General features: G+C 41.7%; 18 protein-coding genes and 1 riboswitch. Of the genes, 2 read left to right on the top strand and 16 right to left on the bottom strand.

All coding sequences use genetic code 11. From position 1 onward, the window contains the following. Window positions 1-31: 31 nt before the first annotated feature. The 12 genes from ypeB to SB658_RS04280 form a co-directional block, all read right to left on the bottom strand. The gene (ypeB, locus tag SB658_RS04335; RefSeq protein ID WP_029726759.1) at window positions 32-1,384 is read right to left on the bottom strand and encodes a germination protein YpeB; all 1,353 of its coding nucleotides are present in this window, start codon (window positions 1,382-1,384) and stop codon (window positions 32-34) included. 34 nt (window positions 1,385-1,418) lie between these two features. Further along, the gene (gene sleB, locus SB658_RS04330; protein ID WP_014480142.1) at window positions 1,419-2,336 is read right to left on the bottom strand and encodes a spore cortex-lytic enzyme; all 918 of its coding nucleotides are present in this window, start codon (window positions 2,334-2,336) and stop codon (window positions 1,419-1,421) included. A 138-nt stretch (window positions 2,337-2,474) separates the two neighbouring features. Further along, on the bottom strand, window positions 2,475-3,131 hold the full coding sequence (prsW, locus tag SB658_RS04325) for a glutamic-type intramembrane protease PrsW (RefSeq protein WP_003230542.1): 657 nt from the start codon (window positions 3,129-3,131) through the stop codon (window positions 2,475-2,477). Window positions 3,132-3,250: 119 nt separating this feature from the next. Then, the gene (locus SB658_RS04320; protein WP_029317974.1) at window positions 3,251-4,225 is read right to left on the bottom strand and encodes a YpdA family putative bacillithiol disulfide reductase; all 975 of its coding nucleotides are present in this window, start codon (window positions 4,223-4,225) and stop codon (window positions 3,251-3,253) included. A gap of 108 nt (window positions 4,226-4,333) precedes the next feature. Next, window positions 4,334-5,608, bottom strand: coding sequence for an NAD-specific glutamate dehydrogenase (gene gudB / locus SB658_RS04315; RefSeq protein ID WP_003230536.1), 1,275 nt, complete (start codon window positions 5,606-5,608; stop codon window positions 4,334-4,336). 154 nt (window positions 5,609-5,762) lie between these two features. Continuing rightward, entirely contained in the window at window positions 5,763-6,347 is a 585-nt protein-coding gene (locus SB658_RS04310) for a genetic competence negative regulator (protein WP_003230533.1), read from the bottom strand. 158 nt (window positions 6,348-6,505) lie between these two features. Beyond that, window positions 6,506-7,285, bottom strand: coding sequence for a metallophosphoesterase (locus tag SB658_RS04305; protein ID WP_029726758.1), 780 nt, complete (start codon window positions 7,283-7,285; stop codon window positions 6,506-6,508). 85 nt (window positions 7,286-7,370) lie between these two features. Next, on the bottom strand, window positions 7,371-7,814 hold the full coding sequence (locus SB658_RS04300; protein ID WP_014480147.1) for a YpbF family protein: 444 nt from the start codon (window positions 7,812-7,814) through the stop codon (window positions 7,371-7,373). Between the two features lie 62 nt (window positions 7,815-7,876). After that, a complete protein-coding gene (locus SB658_RS04295) occupies window positions 7,877-8,605 on the bottom strand; it encodes a LysM peptidoglycan-binding domain-containing protein (protein ID WP_015251801.1) in 729 nt (242 codons plus the stop codon). After that, on the bottom strand, window positions 8,556-9,158 hold the full coding sequence (locus tag SB658_RS04290) for a CPBP family glutamic-type intramembrane protease (RefSeq protein WP_410601206.1): 603 nt from the start codon (window positions 9,156-9,158) through the stop codon (window positions 8,556-8,558). The genes SB658_RS04295 and SB658_RS04290 overlap by 50 nt, the downstream gene beginning before the upstream one ends. Before the next feature lie 26 nt (window positions 9,159-9,184). After that, complete coding sequence (locus SB658_RS04285) at window positions 9,185-10,675, bottom strand: RecQ family ATP-dependent DNA helicase (RefSeq protein WP_015251799.1); 1,491 nt, start codon at window positions 10,673-10,675, stop codon at window positions 9,185-9,187. Further along, complete coding sequence (locus SB658_RS04280) at window positions 10,668-11,726, bottom strand: YpbB family protein (protein ID WP_029726756.1); 1,059 nt, start codon at window positions 11,724-11,726, stop codon at window positions 10,668-10,670. The genes SB658_RS04285 and SB658_RS04280 overlap by 8 nt, the downstream gene beginning before the upstream one ends. 265 nt (window positions 11,727-11,991) lie before the next feature. Between SB658_RS04280 and SB658_RS04275 the strand changes: the two genes are divergently transcribed. Next, complete coding sequence (locus SB658_RS04275) at window positions 11,992-12,240, top strand: ferredoxin (protein WP_003225461.1); 249 nt, start codon at window positions 11,992-11,994, stop codon at window positions 12,238-12,240. A gap of 39 nt (window positions 12,241-12,279) precedes the next feature. On the opposite strand, the gene fmnP is transcribed toward SB658_RS04275, so the two are convergent. Next, window positions 12,280-12,852 carry a riboflavin transporter FmnP gene (fmnP, locus tag SB658_RS04270; RefSeq protein WP_004399159.1) on the bottom strand — a complete coding sequence of 191 codons (573 nt, stop codon included), beginning with the start codon at window positions 12,850-12,852 and terminating at the stop codon, window positions 12,280-12,282. 153 nt (window positions 12,853-13,005) lie between these two features. After that, window positions 13,006-13,140: riboswitch (FMN riboswitch) on the bottom strand. A 208-nt stretch (window positions 13,141-13,348) separates the two neighbouring features. Here fmnP and serA point away from each other — a divergent pair. Further along, window positions 13,349-14,926, top strand: a complete 1,578-nt coding sequence (serA, locus tag SB658_RS04265) for a phosphoglycerate dehydrogenase (protein ID WP_004398713.1) — start codon at window positions 13,349-13,351, stop codon at window positions 14,924-14,926. Between the two features lie 42 nt (window positions 14,927-14,968). On the opposite strand, the gene aroD is transcribed toward serA, so the two are convergent. From aroD to sigX, 3 genes are all read right to left on the bottom strand, one after another. Further along, the gene (gene aroD, locus SB658_RS04260) at window positions 14,969-15,736 is read right to left on the bottom strand and encodes a type I 3-dehydroquinate dehydratase (protein WP_015714185.1); all 768 of its coding nucleotides are present in this window, start codon (window positions 15,734-15,736) and stop codon (window positions 14,969-14,971) included. Between the two features lie 111 nt (window positions 15,737-15,847). Further along, the gene (rsiX, locus tag SB658_RS04255) at window positions 15,848-16,954 is read right to left on the bottom strand and encodes an anti-sigma-X factor RsiX (protein WP_144500727.1); all 1,107 of its coding nucleotides are present in this window, start codon (window positions 16,952-16,954) and stop codon (window positions 15,848-15,850) included. Beyond that, window positions 16,890-17,474: an RNA polymerase sigma factor SigX gene (gene sigX / locus SB658_RS04250; protein WP_003230521.1), complete on the bottom strand. Its 585-nt coding sequence runs from the start codon at window positions 17,472-17,474 to the stop codon at window positions 16,890-16,892. The genes rsiX and sigX overlap by 65 nt, the downstream gene beginning before the upstream one ends. Window positions 17,475-17,621 lie beyond the last annotated feature (147 nt).

Raw genomic sequence — 17,621 nt, 5'->3', positions numbered from 1 at the left:
GAAAAGACATTTAGTCCTTCCCTCCTGTTTTTTATAGGTCTTTATATATAGGTTCTGCATTTTTTAGTTTTTCAACCTTTTCTTCCGATCCGTCTTTGGCATTGATATACATTCTGAATGTGTCATTTTCAATTGTCCCAAGCATTTCGTAGCATAACACTTCTTGACCTAGTTCATTTGTAATCAAAGCGAGCCTTGTTTCTCTCACTTGTACATTTTTATTTAATTTAGACTTTGCCTCTGCTTCAGTAATTGCAGGCTTAGGTATGGTTCTTTTTCTGTGAGATGTGAGGAAGTCTCTTGCTGAAAAGCCGACAACCTCACCGTCATCCAAGGCCACTTTCATACGAATTGCCTCGGGGTACATCCGGACTTTATTTTCAACAGGAACATATGAAAATACACCGATTTTATCATATTGGGCACTTTCATCAATTTCCAAATCATCTGTTTCAAATCCGTTTTTCTTTAAAAATGCAAGCGCTCGGTTCGATCCGTCATTTAAACTGATTTTCTGATCTTTCACTTCTCTGTTTTGGATCAAGTATACCGGATGCCCGCCCTTCTTCGTAATATCCATATAAATCACTGCTTTATGGTCTGGATCTTTCATGCTGATGCTATATACATCGCGATTTGTTTTTTTTCCGCTCTTTACCACTTTAATTGAATAATTGTCATCTGGGGCAAAGCGCTCAGCAATTTGTTTTGCTTCCTGTTCGGAAATTTGTTTTCCCTTCAGATGGCTGAAGCCTTTCTCTTCTTTTTTCGTGCTGGTGAAACTCGGACCAAGATCAGTGCCAGTGGAGAATGCACCAACATTTTTTTCGACTGTTTTAAAGCTGTTGATAATCGTATTATCACTTTGTTTTTCGTCAGAAGCCAGGGCCATTTCTACGTCCATCCAGCGAAGGTTTTTGCTCATGACAAGGTGCTGAACATGACGCAATTCATTTTGTATATCTTCGGACTGCTGATATAGCTTATTTAGTGATGTATACTCGTTTTTATCAAGCGGCTTTTGGTCCAAATCTCTGACTGACGTTTTATAGCTGAAATCGCCGATCTTTGATAATAGCTCTTCAGTTTTATTAAACGGCATTAATGTAAGCGGCAGCTGACTGACACTGTTATGAGCTTCTGAAGTAATCCTCCACACATCGATCAATGCAGGCGACAATGATTTTTGGCTGTTCATGGCAAGTGTTGTTCCGATTTTATCATGAAGCTGATCCATCTGATAGGTAAGCTCATGAAACGCCCGCTGATAGTTATTTTCAGCATGAAGAAGAACTGCGTCTTTTTCCTGGTGTTCTTTGTATCCCCAGTAGCCTGTACCGACTATTGCAATACCAAGCACGGCGATTAAAATTCCTCTGATCATTTATCACACCTCTTTTTATGCTTTCTCATATCTGCTACTCACAGAAAATGTGTTTACCGATTCTTTTAATCTGTGGACGCCCCCAAATCCACGGACTTGTAGCCGTATCCGGGTTAAAGTAGTAAAGTGCTTCCTCTGATGGGTCCCAGCCATTGATGGCATCCAGCACTGCTTCTCGGGCCGTTTCATTCGGCTGCATGTAAATTTGTCCGTCGGCTACTGCTGTGAAGGCAAGCGGCTCAAAAATAACCCCCGCTACTGAATTTGGAAATAACGGGCTGTTCAAACGGTTTAAAATGACTGCTGCAATAGCAACCTGCCCCTCGTACGGCTCGCCCCGGGCTTCGCCATAAACCGCTTGAGCAAGCAGCCTGATATCGTTGTTGGAAAATCCGCCAGGCATGTTCGCTGCTACCGCATCCTGTTTTCTTGCTTTTGCTGGTGTATTGTTTTGCTGTTTATTCGCATTCGCTTTAGGCTGCTGCGTTGTTTTTTCCGCAGGCTGTTTCTGCCGTGCTTCTGCTTGTTGTCTTGCCTTTTGTGTTGCTGCTTTTGATGGTTTCGTCTGATACTTTAGCGGAATTTTTCCGTAATGCGTGAATGTATTCCCTTTATTGAGCTGTTCCATGACATATTCACGATAGTATTTTGATTTACATATTAAGGTTTGCTTTGTTTTAGCTCCTACAAGGCCGTCAACCTCTTTTAACCCGAATTGATCCTGAAAATTTCGAACTGCCCAGTACGTCCCCCATCCATAAACCCCGTCAATTTTTCCGTTATAATATCCGTTGTATTGAAGACGCGCCTGAAGTTCGACCACATCGTCCCCGGTTGCCCCTCTTTGAATGACCTGATTCGAAAAGGCAGAGATGGTTTCAGTATTGAAAAACGTCGTTATTGTAAAGGAAAAAAGGATGAGACATGCCATAATCGATCCTTTGGACTTCATCTTTTCAAGCCTCCTACTGCAAATTTTTAAGTGTAATCGTATTTTCTGTAACGAGGTTATTTTTATACACTCTTTCCTTGTTATCCCTCAGAACATAAAAACTGCACACAAAAAAGCCGCACGGTTGCTGTGCGGCTTCTATACTTGCATCATATTAACGGAACGGGCTTTTTTCGCTTTACGCAAACCAAACCACCATAAAAATACCATAAATGGAAGCATATAATAAATCCAATTGCTAAGCGCTGTTAGGATAAAATCATATGATCCATGCAAAAGGGATGGGACAACTAAAGAAAGAGTAAGCCACTTTACACGCGCCTTATCAGCGGAAAAACGGGCTTTTCCAAGGTAAAATCCCATTATAACGCCAATCAAGGCATGGCATGAAACAGGCAGCAGCGCCCTGACAAACGCATGCTCCACGCCGTGGCCAATTAAATAAAGAATATTTTCGAGGGTTGCAAAACCGAGTGATACACTTGCACCGTACACAATCCCGTCATAATGCTCATCAAAGTGGGCGTGCGGGTAGACACTGATCATCAGTATAAACCATTTTAATGATTCCTCCAAAAACCCCGAAGATAAAAAAGAAACGAAAAAGCTTCCGCCTCCTACATTCTCTTTTTCAAGTACATACTGGATAAACATGATGGGAAATACAAGAACAACCCCGAGAAAAAACGACCGTAGCACCATATGTACAGGTTCATTATCATACTGATCTTTTAAATAAAAATAACTTAATAACGCTATGCCGGGGGCAATTCCTGCAGAGATGATTGCAAACATCAGGCAACCTCTTTCCTTTATATTCCTACGTCTATCCTACCATGTTGTTTAAAATTTTACATCTGTCTGCACTTAAAAAAACAAAAAGAGCATACGAATGCATCATATGCTCCTCATCTTTAATGGTTTTCTCTTTTGGCGATTTCCGCTGCGATATGCCCCCCGTGAAACCTGCCGTTTTCAATAAATATTTCATTTGCATTGTTTCCCGCAGCAATAACACCGGCAATAAAGACACCTTCAACGTTCGTTTCCATCGTTTCTTCGTTGAAATATGGACGCCCTGTTTCTTTATCAATTTCAACACCAATTTTTTCTAGAAATTGATGATCAGGATGATAGCCTGTCATGGCAAATACAAAATCATTTTTAATGGTAATGAGTTCTTTCTCTCCGGAGCGAAACACAACTTCATCCTCGGTGATTTTTTCGACACAAGCGCCAAATTCCATACGGATTGTACCGTTTCTGACGAGAGCTTCAAATTCCGGCAGAATCCACGGCTTAATGCTTGGAGAATACTCATTGCCCCTATATAAAACTGTGACACGCGCCCCAGATTTCACGAGTTCAAGGGCGGCGTCCACGCTTGAATTTTTCCCGCCGATAACAACAACATCTTTATCAAAATACGGGTGGCCTTCTTTAAAATAATGAAATACTTTCGGCAAATCCTCACCGGGTATATTCATATAGTTTGGATGATCATAATAGCCTGTGGCGATGATACAATATGGCGTCGTGTAGGTCTCTTTTGACGTCTCAATAACGAATGTGTTTTTTTGCGTTTTCGTCACTTTATGCACCATTTCAAACGCATTAACACGGATGTTTTTCCGTTTAACGACTTCACGGTAATACGATAAAGCCTGGATTCTGACAGGCTTCCTGTTCTCTGTAATAAATGCGACATCTCCGATTTCGAGCTTTTCACTTGAGCTGAAAAAGGTTTGATGCGTCGGATAATTGTAAATACTGTTAACGACATTGCCTTTTTCAATGACGAGGGCATCAATGCCAATTTGTTTTAGGTGAATGGCAGCAGATAGTCCACAAGGTCCTCCGCCTATAATAATTGCTTTTTCTTGAATCATTTCTGTCAACTCCTGCGATTGGCATTTCACTTCATATTTTCTATTTCCGAATAAAAAAATCTCCTATTTTATCATAGGAGATTTTTTATTTTTATGCAAATCATCAACTTATATCCAGCCTCTAAAACGCGAAGCTTCAGCCATTTTGCGAACGCCGACCATATATGCAGCGAGCCTCATGTCAATTCTTCGGTTGTTAGCCATTTCATAAATATTGTTAAATGATTTGACCATCATTTTTTCTAATTTTTCTTCTACCTCTTCTTCACTCCAGTAGAAGCCTTGGTTATTCTGAACCCATTCAAAATAAGAAACTGTTACGCCACCGGCACTTGCCAGCACGTCTGGTACAAGCAGAATGTCCCGGTCTGAAAGAATCTTTGTTCCTTCAAGCGTTGTTGGCCCATTCGCTGCTTCAACGACAATTTTAGCCCGGATATTATGGGCATTTTCTTCTGTAATTTGATTTTCAATCGCAGCAGGAACGAGAATATCACAATCCAGCTCCAGCAGCTCTTGGTTGGTAATGGTATCGTTGAAAAGCTTTGTTACGGTACCGAAGCTGTCGCGTCGGTCGAGTAAATAATCGATATCAAGGCCTTCCGGATCATAAAGTCCGCCATACGCATCTGAGATGCCGACAACTTTTGCCCCTGCATCATGCATAAATTTTGCCAAATAGCTTCCCGCGTTTCCGAAGCCTTGGACAACGACACGGGCACCTTTAATATCGATGCCTCTCTTCTTAGCCGCTTCTTTAATACAGATGGTAACACCTTTTGCTGTCGCAGATTCTCTCCCGTGAGATCCGCCAAGCACAAGCGGTTTGCCTGTAATAAATCCAGGCGAATTAAATTCATCAATTCTTGAATACTCATCCATCATCCAAGCCATGATTTGTGAGTTTGTAAATACATCCGGTGCCGGCACGTCTTTTGTCGGGCCGACAATTTGGCTGATCGCTCTGACATACCCTCTGCTCAGACGCTCCAGCTCTCTAAACGACATATCCCTTGGATCACAAACAATTCCGCCTTTACCACCGCCATATGGAAGATCAATTATGCCGCATTTTAAACTCATCCAAATTGAAAGCGCCTTCACCTCTTTTTCTGTTACGTTCGGGTGAAAACGTATCCCGCCTTTCGTTGGACCGACAGAGTCATTGTGCTGCGCACGATATCCTGTGAAAATCTTTACTGAACCGTCGTCCATACGAACAGGTATTTTTACCGTTAATAATCTCATCGGCTCTTTTAACAATTCGTATACCTCTTCGGGATATCCCAATTTTTCCAGAGCCTTATGTATTACGGTTTGGGTTGATTTTAATACATCAAGTTTGTCCTCTTCTGTATGACCGGTGTTTCGATCGGCTGCCATTTGAGTTAACCTCCTAGAATCTTCTGTTTCTCACATGCTCCCTTTCAGAGAATAGTATACACCTTCATATGATCTGTGCATAGAATAAACGTTATGTTTTTCCATGTTTTTTAACGAAAAAAACTGCTGAAATCAGCAGTTTCCCGTTTCATTCTTATGAAAAATGAGTTTGTATCGTTTCTACGGCATTACCGTCCATAATGAGCTTACCATACTCTTGCAGGCGATAAATCGTTAAAGTTGTCGGATTGCCGTATTCAGCCAGAACCGCCACAACCCCTTCAGCCGTATGTGACCCTAGATCTTCAAGGCTTAAAAAGTACTGCCCGTCATAGTGGTAGACAGTTCCCCCTGTGATACCGATTCGCTGTAAGCTTTCTGAAAGCTGAATGATATCTTCAAAGGAATGGAATTGATATATGATGTCCGCGCTTTCATCAAGCTTGACTTGCATTTCGATGTAATCATCATCATACTCATCGTCTTCTGAATCGGCGTCTTGGTTCTTTGTTACAATCACGACCATCCCTTGTGCTTGGAGAGAATACACTTCCACTGCAATCGGTCCATTCGCTTCAAAGCCGAGCTCTGTATTTGCTTCATTCATCATATCTTTAAATAACTGGTGGACTTTAAATGAGTCCTTCCAGAGGTCTTCTTTTGTCAATCCCCGGTCTGTCAAATCATCGAGGGTTAAAAAGATTTTGATCTTATTATAATTCAGACGCTCAAGCCGCATAACGTTCCCTCCTGCCTCTACTTGCACACAAATCATATAACACATTATATGAGATGATGAGTCATAGGTTCTTAATTGTTATCAGTTTACACTGAGTTCACTAGTAAGACAAGCACAATGCAGTTTTTATTGCCATACGGATTTTTGCTTTTTAGAAGTTATTCTGGCCCGCAAAGAGTCACAATGTGAGTTTCAGGCTCAGCACCTAAACGAAGAGGCACTTTTGTCGTGCCGTAGCCGTTGCTGATCAGATATGCTGCGTTTTTAACAATACCTGTTTTCCCCAGTTCATAAGGGCCGAATTTTCCAAACCTGATCTGGCCTCCATGGGTATGTCCGCTGAGTATCACATCAATACCGTCATCTTCATTGATTTGTTCATGAATCTCCGGATTATGGCAAACCAGAATATTCAGCTGGCTTTCATCAAGTTCTTTGATGGCTTCCTCATAATGATCCATCTCCATCCTGATATCATCAACCCCCGCAATCGCAATCGTATGCCCATTGTATGAAAACGGGACTGACTCATTTCTCAGAGTGATGACGCCGTGCGCTTTAAATATGGAATACAGCTTATGCTGCCTGACTTCATAATCATTATTCCCCCACACAAACACGATAGGGACCCCGAAATGTACGAGCCTTTTGATGTTTTCCTCGATTCTCGCACTGGGCACCCCGCCCTCAGCTAAATCACCGCCGATTATAACCAAGTGGGGGGCATGGCTTCGCGCTTTTTCTAAAAGGTCTTGATCGATGAGACGTTTGTGAATGTCTGAAATAAAAAAGATTGTCAGAGGCGGCTTGCCCTTCATCTTTGATAAAGGAAACGTATGTGTCTTCAAATGATTGCCTTTTGCTGTTGCATACATTTTTGCCGTCATTGCCACTGCCGCAACAGTTAGTACACCGGCAATTTTCACTGATAGCTTCATAAAAAACTCTCCATTCTTTTTAGAACTTATCAATAAGACGGACAATAAAAAAAGACGTTTCTATCGTTTGAGAAAACGCCCCATTTTATTTACTTTCAAAATATAGATTAATGTCATATTTGTGCTTCATCATATGAAAAACAGACTCTCTCGCCTTCCATTTATCGGGCTGCGGCCAGAGATCAGTGCTTTTCTGAATAATTTCACATCTCAGTTTATGGAAATCGGTCTCGGATTTTTCTTCCTTTTTCTTGAAATAATATGAAGTGCAGTAGGCAAAAGCGGTTGCCAGCATCCAAAATAAATAAAAGGTATGGCTGAGTATTTCTTGAAGTATAAGCTGAGGCTCCGGGCTTTTGCTCATGATCATAACACATAATAAGCCTAGGCAGATAAGTGAAGCCCATCGCCATCTGCGGCATTGTGCTGCATAATTTTCGAATTTTTGTTTTCGTTTTACAAGCGCTTGGAGCATCTGTTTGGTCGGCGCGTCTGTAAACTGATCCAGCTGATTCCATAAGGATTCCATACGCTTCACACCTTGTCCATTTTCATTGCTACAATATATGAACGTAAAATAAAAATAATACCCTATTCATCCATTAAAGGGATGTCCAAAACTTGTCCGGTGTAAACATCATTTCCATTCAGATGATTATACGCTCGAATTTTTTCTTCTCCTGTCCGGCTTTTATAATACTTCATGGAAATGCGGTATAGCGTTTCTTTCTTTTGGACGGTGTGCTTGACAACGCGATTCGGCACATTTTGAACTGGCTCAGCTGGCTGTTCTTGCTGTTGTACTGTTGATTGGGAAGAGGAAGCAGCCGCGGCGGTTGCTTCCTCCTTATTTGCCGAGTCTTCTTTTTCCGCTACAGCAGTCTGTTTCTTATCAGCAGCTGTTTTTGCCGGCTCTTTTGGCTTGGAATCTTCAGGCTCTTGTTTTGACTCCTTCTGCAGTGCGGTTTCTTTAGTGTCTGCGGTATCGTTTTTATCCTCTGATTTCGGGACAACCTCATATTTGCTTTGGCTGCTGTCAATAAAAACATCTTCATAATCGTCATGATTATCCGGGTGGCTCTTTAGATAAAATAAGGTGACTAAAACGATAACCGGCACAAATACAAATATTACTGCGAGTACTGTGAATAATGGCGTTTTTGTTTTGCCTTGCTTTTTTTTCTGTTCTCTTTGATTTTTTACAGATTGTCTTGTCGGAAGGCTTTCTCCATCATCGACATAATCGTCCGCCAATGCGGCGTTTTGATCTTCATAAAGATTCTGGGCTTTTCTTCTCTCTACTCTCGACATGTTCGTCATGTTTATCCCTCCTCACATGTTCAAAACGAATCTGACAGGCAAACACGGCATCAATGATAAAATGCGCCGTCATCGGAACAAATAAGTTGCCGGTCCATTCATACATCAGACCGAGCAAAAAGCTGATTGCTGTCACCATAATAAATAACAGCCATTTTGACAAATACCGAAAGTGCAGAGCGGCAAATATAAGGCTGGCCGTCCATAAACCGATATGAGTCTGCAGCACTCCTCTGAATAACATTTCTTCCGCGAAAGCAATCAGAAGCATTAAAAATATAATATGAGGGATTGACCTCTTACTGAATATTTTTTTATTGATTCCGCCGTCATCATATAAATGAGACGGAAACCATTTCATTACTGCCATATCGGCTAAAATAACAATAACAGCTATAGAAACACCATACCAGATGATTCGCATATCGCGAATGTCCCAGAGCTTTAATACGTCCCGTACATCCTCAAAAAAGAACAGTCCTGCTGCAGCAGCGGCAAAGATGATGAGTAGCTGCGTCAAATATAACTGCTTCAGCATATCATGGTCAGTCATATGCTGAATATAATCTTTTTGCTGTTTCAGTTCAGCTCACCTACAGTCTGCAAGCTGAATATCCGGTGCAATTCCGAACTCCAGCTGTCTAATGGCGCCATTTTACTCCGTTCCCCTTTTTGTTCATACAAGGATAAATCAAAACCGCAATGTGAACAGCACGGGAGGTTTCCGTCATCAGGCTCGTATGATTCATCAAAGTAGGTTAACAGTGCCTGCCTTAAACAGCCGTCACGCTGAAGCAAAAATGATACACGGTGCATTTTTTCCAGCTTCAGCTCCATGCGATATGAAATTTCTTTCTTCATCAGTTCAACTGATGTTTTTCCCTGCATAAAGAGATGAATCATCATACGGGCCTGTGTCTCTCCGACGCCATACTGAAGTAATACGTCACGCAGCCTTCTCTCATCCCGCTCCTCCGTCTTCTCTAGCACACGGATCACGTCGGCGATTTCTTCAGCTGTGACACTCTCCATCTGGATAATCTGTTCCTGCAATTCAAAATCCCCTGGCGCCCGCAGCAAAATGCTGACACTCGGCTTTCCGTCGCGTCCCGCTCTGCCGATTTCCTGCATAAAAGCTTCTGCCGTCTGCGGGAGGTGAAAATGAATCACATATCTGATATCAGGTTTATCGACACCCATTCCAAACGCATTCGTACAACATATCACATCAAGCTGGTTATGAATAAACTGCTGCTGAATTAAAATCCTGTCCCCTGACTCCAAACCGCCATGGTAAAAGTCGGCTCTGCTGCTCGTTTTGCTTTTAATTTCACCCGCTAATTCCTCAGCCCATTTCCGTGTCGGACAATAAACAATTCCCGGACCTTGCAGGTTTTCAACCAGCTGAATGACCCTATCTATTTTTTCGGCAGTATCCGCCGCATTTTCAACCCTCAGTGCGATGTTTGGGCGGTTGACTGAGTTGAGATGGCGTACAGCATGCTGCAGCTCCAGCAGGTTCATGACATCTTGCAGCGTTTCCTTTGTAGCCGTGGCGGTCAATGCCAGAACGGGCGGGTGTCCAAGTTTTTTTCTCAGCTGTCCGAGCTTTGAATAATCAGGCCTGAAGTCGTGTCCCCATTCAGAAATACAATGCGCTTCGTCAATAACAAATAGGCTGATCGGGACGCTTTTCAATTTTTCCAATACATATGGAGACTGTAAAGCTTCAGGAGACAAGTACAAAAATTTATATCGATGAATATGTTCTAAAACAAATTGTCTTTCCTGCCTGTTAAGCATGCTGTTCAAAGCTGCAGCACGCTTTTCCCCCCGGGCTTTCAGCTGCTGCACCTGATCCTCCATTAAAGAAAGCAGTGGAGAAACGATTAATACCATGCCGTCAAGCATATAACCAGGCAGCTGGTAGCAAAGCGATTTCCCTCCCCCAGTCGGGAGCATTGCAATGGTATCCTTCCCGCTGAGTATGCTTTCAATAATGTCCTGCTGCCCTTTTTTAAAGGAAGTAAAACCAAAAAACTGATATAACGTTTGCTGTAATTTAGTCATATTGCTGCACCTGCTTTGTCAATGCCAGTCTGATTTGAAAGTAGCTGAACCGCTGTTCCAGCCCGTCGCGAATTTGTTTGATTTTATTCGTCCGCATCCGTTTGGCAAACTCTGCGATTTGAAGCTGGTCTTCTGCTGATACATAGTCATTAATCATAAACGCAGGCTCATAGAGAGAAATCTCGACAATGTGGTCTTCAATCGTCGCTGTTTTCAGCTTTCTGATTTCAGCAATTCGCTGTATCGGAAACCCTTGTTTGACCATCTGCCATGTTTTCCTCGTCGACTCTGTCAGGGCATTATCTAAGTGCACATCAGAAAGGAGATCCTTTAACAAAGCATCTTCACACTCCGGAAGAGAATGAATAAAATAATGTACCGAAGCCCAAAACATGATATAGACATACCATTCGTCTTCTTTCAGCGTATCAGCAAGCTGCCTGCTCGTATAACCGATCCGATGGTGCGAGGTTAAGGAGTAGACAAAAATTTGCGCTGCTTTGTTTTCAATCTTTTTCAAATGCGCCTCAAGCATGGCAAAAAGGCTTTTTGCCATCTCTATATGATCCGTATGCCGGGACAGGTATTTCTTTACCCAGTGAAGTGTCTTATGATCCTTTGTGACAGGGATATACTGCCTGCTCCCTTGCTGTTTATGGGATAGGACCTGCACAAGCAGCGAAAGCCTTTTCCAAAGCACGCCGGCAGCCTGCTGATAATGAGCGCCGTGACAATGAACGGGCCAAGGCCGCTCGCTAAGGGCATGTCTCAAAACTGCTGCGCCGCTGGCTGTCACTTTGTATGTATCTGATTCAGACATTGGCGCGAGATATGAATGCTTTTCAAGCTTGTCAAGCGACGCAGAAATATCGCTTCTCGAACATTTTGCCGCCATTCCAAAGTATTTTGCAGTCTGAAATAAGCCGGCATCTTGAATGGTCTGTGACGATCTCTTGCCTTTGAATAGGTGAAAAACAGCGCTTCCCGACCGTTCCCCGTTTATTTTGCAAAGACAATCGAGAACCATAATATCGAAGTAATTTAATGACAACCTATCCACCTACATTCTTCCTGACAAAAATCGTTGATTTGCTCTTTTTATTTTAACAGATTTCAAACAGAAATCGACGTTTAAAGTCATCATTAAGGGGGATGTTATGTAGATAACCCCTTATGTGATAAGCATTCTCAATCATTTTTCTGTTGAAATGTGGCAGCAACATCATTACAATAAGTAAGAGGAATAGGTGTTAAATTGATTAAATATAAAGATTGATCCATTTGTTCCACCAAGAACAATCTGGGAGGTTTTATTCATGGCAAAGTACACAATCGTAGACAAAGATACATGTATTGCATGCGGCGCTTGCGGAGCTGCTGCACCAGACATTTACGATTACGATGATGAAGGCATCGCGTTCGTAACGCTTGATGAAAACAAAGGTGTTGTCGAAGTTCCTGAGGTACTGGAAGAAGATATGATTGACGCTTTTGAAGGATGCCCTACTGATTCCATCAAAGTGGCGGATGAGCCATTTGAAGGCGACCCGCTTAAATTTGAATAGAAGTAACTAAAAAAAGCTCCCGAACGGGAGCTTTTTTATTTAATGGATATGTGCACTTCGCTGCTGCTCAATCCATGGCTTAAGCTTGATAAAAATTAGTGAGAATACAACCGTAATTACAATACCTTTTATCATGTTAAACGGCAGGATACCTGCGACGACAGCTGTTTTTAGCGCGCTGTCGGATAATGCCGGTGAATGTAAAAACCACGTGTATGCCGGAAGAATCAGAACATAATTTAAAATACTCATTAAAATGGTCATCGCTGCAGTTCCCAAAAGCAGGCTGACAGCCAAGCCCTTTGCTGAGTTGAGTTTTTTAAATAAGAAAGCAGTCGGTAATATAAAGAGTGTTCCTGCAATAAAATTCGCAACTTGCCCTACAGGAACTCCGGCCATGCTTCCCTGAATGATATACTGAAGAACATTTTTTATCGCTTCTACGGCAATACCCGCCAAAGGTCCGTAAATCAGAATGGCAATAATAGCGGGAACGTCGCTAAAATCGATTTTTAAATAATCCGGAAGACCCGGAAACGGGAAATTTAACAGCATCAAAACAAATGCAATGCTGCTCAGCATGCTGACCACAACTAATTTTTTTACTTTCACTTCATTCTCTCCTTTTCGATCACATCTTACTCGAAAACGGAAAGGTTCTTTTCCAGCCAATAAAAAAACCGCTTCATATATAAAAGCGGGGTTTCGAAAATTAGGCTAGGCAAAGAAACGTTTGAAAAATTCAATTTCAAAACGCTTATGAACCTCCATCTTCTCCCATCCAGACTGTACTGTCGGCTCCGGAATCTCACCGAATCCTGCTGTAAAGACAGCTCGCGGGCTTAGAGCCATTGGCTCATCACCGCCGGTAGGGAATTTCACCCTGCCCCGAAGATTGATCATATGAAATTTAATAACATTATAAACGATAACTGGTTGGCTGTATAGAGAATTGCTTCAAATTATATATATTACCTGCAAGCTGTCAAATCATTGATTTATTAGGCTTTACTTTTATCCTTTACTGCGTCAATACACGTTGACACTCTTTTGAGAATATGTTAAATTATCAGATATTTAGTTTGTCAATTTAGGAGGAAATCTAACGATGTTTCGAGTATTGGTCTCAGACAAAATGAGCAACGACGGTTTACAGCCACTTATTGAATCAGACTTTATTGAAATCGTTCAAAAAAACGTAGCAGATGCAGAAGATGAATTACATACTTTTGATGCTCTTTTGGTGCGAAGTGCGACAAAAGTAACAGAAGACCTTTTCAACAAAATGACTTCTTTAAAAATTGTCGGAAGAGCCGGTGTCGGTGTCGATAATATCGATATTGATGAGGCTACGAAACACGGGGTAATCGTGATCAATGCTCCGAACGGCAACACCATTTCGACAGCTGAGCATACATTTGCAATGATCTCTTCTTTAATGAGACACATTCCGCAGGCTAATATCTCAGTGAAATCCAGAGAGTGGAACCGCACAGCTTATGTGGGTTCAGAGCTCTATGGAAAAACGCTTGGTATTGTAGGATTAGGCCGAATCGGAAGTGAAATTGCACAGCGTGCGAGAGCGTTCGGTATGACAGTGCACGTTTTTGATCCTTTCTTAACGGAAGAAAGAGCGAAAAAAATCGGCGTAAACAGCCGTACATTTGAAGAAGTGCTTGAAAGTGCGGATATCATTACCGTTCACACGCCTTTAACAAAAGAAACAAAAGGCTTATTGAATAAAGAAACGATTGCAAAAACGAAAAAAGGCGTTCGCTTAATTAACTGTGCGCGAGGCGGAATTATCGATGAAGCAGCACTTCTCGAAGCTTTGGAAAACGGGCATGTTGCGGGAGCGGCTCTTGACGTTTTCGAAGTTGAACCGCCAGTTGACAACAAACTTGTTGATCATCCGTTAGTCATTGCCACTCCTCACTTGGGAGCATCAACGAAAGAAGCACAGCTCAATGTCGCCGCCCAAGTGTCAGAAGAAGTTCTGCAGTTCGCAAAAGGCCTGCCTGTCATGTCAGCTATCAACCTGCCTGCCATGACAAAAGATGAATTTGCTAAAATTAAGCCTTACCATCAAATTGCAGGAAAAATTGGCAGCCTTGTATCACAGTGCATGAAAGAACCAGTACAGGATGTTGCCATTCAATATGAAGGCACAATTGCTAAACTTGAAACATCGTTCATTACAAAAGCCCTTCTGTCAGGCTTTTTAAAACCGCGCGTAGACTCTACTGTTAATGAGGTCAATGCCGGGGGTGTCGCAAAAGAACGCGGCATCAGCTTCAGTGAAAAAATTTCCTCTTCTGAATCTGGATACGATAACTGCATCAGCGTAAAAGTGACAGGTGACCGCAGCACCTTTACTGTAACGGCTACGTATATTCCTCATTTCGGAGAACGAATTGTCGAGATCAATGGATTTAATATTGATTTTTATCCGACTGGTCACTTGGTGTATATCCAGCATCAAGATACAACAGGTGTCATCGGCCGAGTAGGACGTATTCTCGGAGATAATGATATTAACATTGCAACTATGCAGGTTGGCCGTAAGGAAAAAGGTGGAGAAGCCATCATGATGCTTTCCTTTGACAGACATCTGGAAGATAAAATTGTGAAAGAACTAACAAATGTCCCTGATATTGTGTCTGTGAAGCTCATTGATCTGCCCTAATCAAAAAAACTCAAGCTATAAAGCTTGAGTTTTTTTATTGTTCTATCCTCGTGTGTTTTTATGCAAAATGTCTAAGACACTCCTTAGCTCAGAAACAGGTATTTGACCTGGTGCGGACGCCTCTTCTCCAGCTCCAAAAGTACAAGCCGATCCAAAAACCTCACCGCTCAGCCTGCTGATGAGCCCTGTTGCAGCCATTGACATTGTAATAATGGGGCGGTCTGCATATTTTGTTTTCATTGTATACGTCGCATCAAGCAGTGTTAGGAGATCTCCAGTATCATTCGGCATGACAGCCATTTTTGGAATATGCGCGCCTAAGTCCTGCATTTTTCGAAGTCTGGAAAGAATTTCATCTTTTACAGGTGTTTTTTCAAAGTCGTGATTTGACATCACCACATAGACGTTGTTTTCTTCCGCCAGCGATACTAACGCTTTTACATTTGCATCTCCTGAAAATAATTCGATGTCTATCAGATCGATGTCTTTTGTTTGGATTGCCGATTCTAGCAAAGCAAGATAGGAGCTTTCGTCCATCTCCATGCTCCCGCCCTCTTTGTGGGTTCTGAATGTAAATAGAAATAGCTTGTCTTCTAAAGATTTACGAAGCTTAGAAATGAGCTTTGTGACCGCTTCTCTGTCATTCGCTTTTTCAAATACGTCGACTCTCCATTCAACAATGTCCGGATTCAGTAATTTTACTGCCTCTGCTTCATTCAGAATTTGTTTTTCCGTCTTTCCCATCAGCGGAACGATGATTTTCGGCATTCCTTCCCCGATGGAAACTCCTTTAATTGTTAACACGTTCACTCATCTCAAATCCTTTCAATCGTTACCTTGTTTTATTATACACGTACAACTTTTTTTTGAAAATTTCTATTATATGAATAGCAACTAAAAAAGAGCCTCAAAGGGCCCATTTTAGTTTAAGAAAATCGGATTTGGAGCAGCCGGTACCGGAATTGCATCTGATACGTCATATTTGCCGATTTTGTTTGTTCTGGTTTCGGTAAAGGTCACTTCTGTGAAGCCAAACTCTTTTGCGGTTAAAAGAAGTCCCTCAATCATTAAAATACTGGCAATAGAATCCTCAACTTCTGAGTCCTTTGAGAAACGGATATATAAGTGCTTCTGTTTCTTCGTTACAGATTGGACAGTACCCGCTTGAATAAGCGGTGTTGTATCTTTTTGACTGCTCGATTCCATTTCCTTAATCGCTTCTTTTACTGTATCAAAAGAATGATTTGACGGAACGAGAAAGTCTTGTCCTTGTTTATTTTGGTACAAGTAGTAGGATCGTTTTGACTGTTTGGAAATCGAAATTTCCGTAAAAGTGCCATATGAGCCAATCTGAACCCCACTCTCATTTTGATCCGATAGAAATTTGACTTTTTCATAAGGACTCCATTTTAAGGATTCTTTAAGCAATTTTTTTAACAGTGTATCATCTTTTACAGAAAATGCCGTAGCTGGCTGATGGACTCGTATACTTAATTCCTTCTGCTTTGGTTTTTCTTTTATTTCTACTTCATCTATGAAGGATGGAATTGTAATGGCATGATCAAGGATGCCCAATTCACTACTTTCAAACAGCATATCCTGGATCGTTTGGTCTGCATTTGTTTTTTGGATGCTGACGGGTATGATTGCGGATGTATCGGCATCAGCAACTGCTACAGTGATGTAATTGTCTTGTTCCTTTTCAGGTACAACAAACGATGTATGATCCAAGGACGATGCAGCTTTTGGGCTGTCTTCTGTCTCAGTTTTCGTTACTGCGTTCTCTTGGGACGCTTCTTTTTGTTGAGGCTGTGCCTGATCAAAGAAATGAGGAGAAATAATGAAGGCGATATAAACCGCAATTGCAGCGGCACACGCGGGGCCAATCCACCTGACAGCGGGCTTATTTTTACGCTTTGCCATCGTCAGCCGCTTGTAAATATCCTGAGGCGAACGATGGTCTTTAACTGCCGGAAGTTGACTTAACAACTCCTTTATCTGTTCTTCGTTCCATTCTGACTTCATCATCCATTAGCTCCTCCCTCAAAAGCTCCATATGTTTCCGAAGTACTTTGAGCCCTCTGTGTTGGGTCGTTTTTACTTTGCTTTCCGAGAAGCGCAGAGCCTTGGCTGTTTCCTGTATTGAATATCCCTGAATAAACCGCAAGATAATCACAGCTCTTTGATCGATTGTACATTGATCAAGCGCAGCATAAATTTCCCGGACATTTTCATGTTGAACCGCAAGTTCGTCCGGCAGCAATTGCTGATCCCTGACATCCTGTGTATCCCAGTCAAATGTACCGAGTATACGCTGTCTGATTGTTTGCTGTTTACGGAACCAGTCTATCGCAACATGGCGTGCGATAGACAAAAGCCATGTTTTTTCACTGCTTCTTCCTTCAAACGTATGATAAGAATTTAATACCCGGATATAAACCTCTTGAAGAAGGTCTTCTGTCTGGTTTTTATCCTTTACCATATAAAATAAAAATTGGTACAAATCTTGATGATATGTATCATATAATAATTGAAAGGTTTCTTCCATTTGAAACCCCTCCGTTCACTTTTTTGTCGTATGAATAGCTTGAAAAGTTACATTACAACTATATTACGAGTAACTGGAATTTGGAAGGGAATTTATATTAACATATCCTTAAATTTTATTAATGTTGGCTATTAAAAAAACACCCGC

Origin of the sequence: Bacillus sp. SIMBA_008, from assembly GCF_046535495.1 — a bacterium.
In the GTDB taxonomy this organism is placed as follows: domain Bacteria; phylum Bacillota; class Bacilli; order Bacillales; family Bacillaceae; genus Bacillus; species Bacillus subtilis.
This window is presented reverse-complemented; position numbering and strand designations above follow the sequence as displayed.